The following is a 2,844-nucleotide window of genomic DNA, read 5'->3' on the forward strand; positions in this document are numbered from 1 at the left end:
TGCACAGTAGCACACATCGTGTGATAGCCGACCGTCTGGGCAAGCTTTTGTTCAGATGGTCTTTTTTTATTGCCATCTCATAGCAAATGCTTCTTTATCAATTTTTGATAATCTCACGTATATGAAAGGAGTTTTCTTATGAGAAATCGTTGGCTTATCGCACTTGCAGCTATTGGACTGCACATATCCATCGGTAGCGTATATGCATGGAGCGTGCTCACGCGCCCTATCATGGTAGATATGGGATTTACCTTATCACAAACAACCTGGACATTTTCACTAGCCATTCTAATGCTTGGTCTATCTGCAGGTTTTCTTGGATCCTTTGCAGAGAAGATTGGTCCTAAAAAAAGCGGTCTCCTCGCCATGTTATTTTGGGTAGCAGGTCTATTCGGTACAGCCTATGCACTTAGCATCCATAGCCTGACCTTACTATATCTATTCTACGGTATCATTGGCGGTATTGGACTAGGCATCGGCTACATAACACCAGTTTCTACGCTCGTAAAATACTTTCCAAATCGTCCTGGATTTGCTACCGGATTAGCTATAATGGGATTCGGATTTGCCGCCCTTATTGCAGGTCCTCTTATGCAGTACCTTGTGGCTCATGTGGGCTTAGTAAATAATTTCATTATCCTTGGTATCACCTATCTTATAGTTATGAGTGCTTCTTCCCTTTATTTGAAAGCACCTACTCCAAAAGAACCGACACGCTCTAATCAAGATAAATCTACCATGTACGTACATAATCACGGTATGCTAGCTAATGATGCTATGAAAACATGGCAATTCAGTGCTCTATGGTGGGTCTTCTTTGTTAATATTACCTGCGGTATTGGGCTCCTATCTCTAGCATCCCCAATGGCACAAGAAACCATTGGCATGACACCAGCAGCTGCGGCCTCTCTAGTCGGTATTATTGGCATTTTCAATGGTGGTGGTCGCATTCTATGGTCCACTATCTCTGATTTTCTTGGACGAGCACAAACTTATATATTATTCTTTATCATGGAAATCATTGCCTTCTATTTACTATCCCAAACCAATAGTGCATTAACATTCCAGATTTTAATACTCCTCATTATCACCTGTTACGGTGGAGGCTTCTCTTGTATGCCAGCATATCTTGCAGACCTTTATGGTATACGCCAACTCTCTACTATTCACGGCCGTATCCTAACAGCTTGGGGCTTAGCAGGCATCGCTGGTCCCATGATTGTATCGTACTTTCACGAAGCCGGATATGGCTATTCCATGGCTTTAGTGTGCTTTGCAGGTTTATTTGTATTAAATACAATAATTGCTATAGTCTTGAAAATGTATGGCAAGAAAAACCTTCACACCTTCACACCTGACACCTGCATTTAAACATGAAAAAAGGCCCGACAGTAGAGTCAGACCATTTCTTCAAATACTTTTTCGAGAAGCGAGAGCTGGCGGCGAAACCATTTATGCCTCACTTTGATATCAATTATATCATAAAAAATCTACTTCGCCCTTATATGTATCACCCAAGTTTGAAATCTTCGCATCAGAGGCGATTCCTGCTAGTGCTGGCAAACTCTTTCGATTCGCATCATATTTATAATAGATTGTATGTATATAAAGATTATGTGCATCTTGCGTGCTAAATCGCCACTCACTAATACCATCTTCATATTCAAATGTTACCAACACGCCAGGAACGCCATCATTCCATATATACGTATGGCTACCACTACGCATATTCTTTCTAGCTTTTAACTGTGCTTCAGAGATTGTGACAATGTCAACAAGATTAGCCCAGATTTCCCCCTTATGCTCAACAGGATATACTTCTATCATCTGCGAAATACCTGTAGGATCCTTATATATTTTAATATGCTCATTACCGGATGCTTCCTCAACCGCATCATTTAATACCCGATAATTATAGTTATTAAAGCTTTCAAAATGACTATCCTTATTTAACCTATCTAATGACGTAATATTAGGCACAATATAATTAGCGATAATATCCTCGATGCCTCGTTTACCAATACCTCGCTCGCCATCTTCTCTAACCATCAAGGTAAGTACATATTGCGTATCAGGCTCATTATTTAAGGCAAAAGAAATATCATTCGCCACAAAGGTAGGATTGCCTTTAGTTTTCATGGTGCTCCAACGGCCATTAATAACCCTTTCCCCTTTGAAAGTACTACCATCAATACTGGATATATCAAACTGATTTTGATTCATATGTGACCATTTTTCCTGCAATGCAGAACGCACATAGCCTTGCTTTAATTCATTATAGGGTTTGCCCAAATACTGAGCACTTTGCTCATACGGATGATTATCCACAACTAAACTAGTATAAATAAAAGGATGGTTAAATGTATACACAAGTGCATTAGTATCTTTCACATCCGGAATAGGGGCAGATTGTGTGCCACCTTTGAAAGCTGGAAACGGCAGTGTATAGGAAAGCCCGCCCTTATCAGTATGCATATGGACTTCGGTTACAGCATTGTATTGGGCACGCCACATAGAATAGTTTAAATTTCTACGCTGCTCAGCATTCATCTCATCAACACGATATAGCAATCTAGTTGCATCACTAATATCCGCAGCACTAGTAGCATTATATATTTTTTCACTAAGAATACTATCCATCAAATCATTCTTATAAAAATCAGCACTAGAATGCTTAGATTTTGCATTATACCCAGGCAACTCATTAGCATTGCTACAACCACTCAAACACAACACAGCAATCAGACCACCGAATAACAAAGATTTTCTAAACATAAGATTTCCTCAATACACACTAACTATATTTTGTATATTGTAATGTACTTATATAGTAATAAAATGATA

At 39.3% G+C, this 2,844-nt stretch carries 2 protein-coding genes; one reads left to right on the plus strand and one right to left on the minus strand.

Features of this window, described 5'->3' with window-relative positions; all coding sequences use genetic code 11:
• The first annotated feature begins 138 nt into the window (after positions 1–138).
• Entirely contained in the window at positions 139–1,371 is a 1,233-nt protein-coding gene (locus RYP29_RS08790; RefSeq protein ID WP_311533183.1) for an OFA family MFS transporter, read from the plus strand.
• 108 nt (positions 1,372–1,479) lie between these two features.
• Here the strand turns inward: RYP29_RS08790 and RYP29_RS08795 are convergent, their stop codons facing one another.
• Positions 1,480–2,775 carry a hypothetical protein gene (locus RYP29_RS08795; RefSeq protein WP_311533185.1) on the minus strand — a complete coding sequence of 432 codons (1,296 nt, stop codon included), beginning with the start codon at positions 2,773–2,775 and terminating at the stop codon, positions 1,480–1,482.
• Between the last annotated feature and the right edge of the window lie 69 nt (positions 2,776–2,844).

Origin of the sequence: uncultured Veillonella sp. (assembly GCF_963534045.1) — a bacterium.
Classification (GTDB): Bacteria; Bacillota; Negativicutes; order Veillonellales; family Veillonellaceae; genus Veillonella.

Excerpts from the sequence above, each read along its gene's own strand:
- RYP29_RS08795 (WP_311533185.1), bottom strand. The coding sequence starts at position 2,775 with ATGTTTAGAAAATCTTTGTTATTCGGTGGTCTGATTGCTGTGTTGTGT.
- RYP29_RS08790 (WP_311533183.1), top strand. The coding sequence starts at position 139 with ATGAGAAATCGTTGGCTTATCGCACTTGCAGCTATTGGACTGCACATA.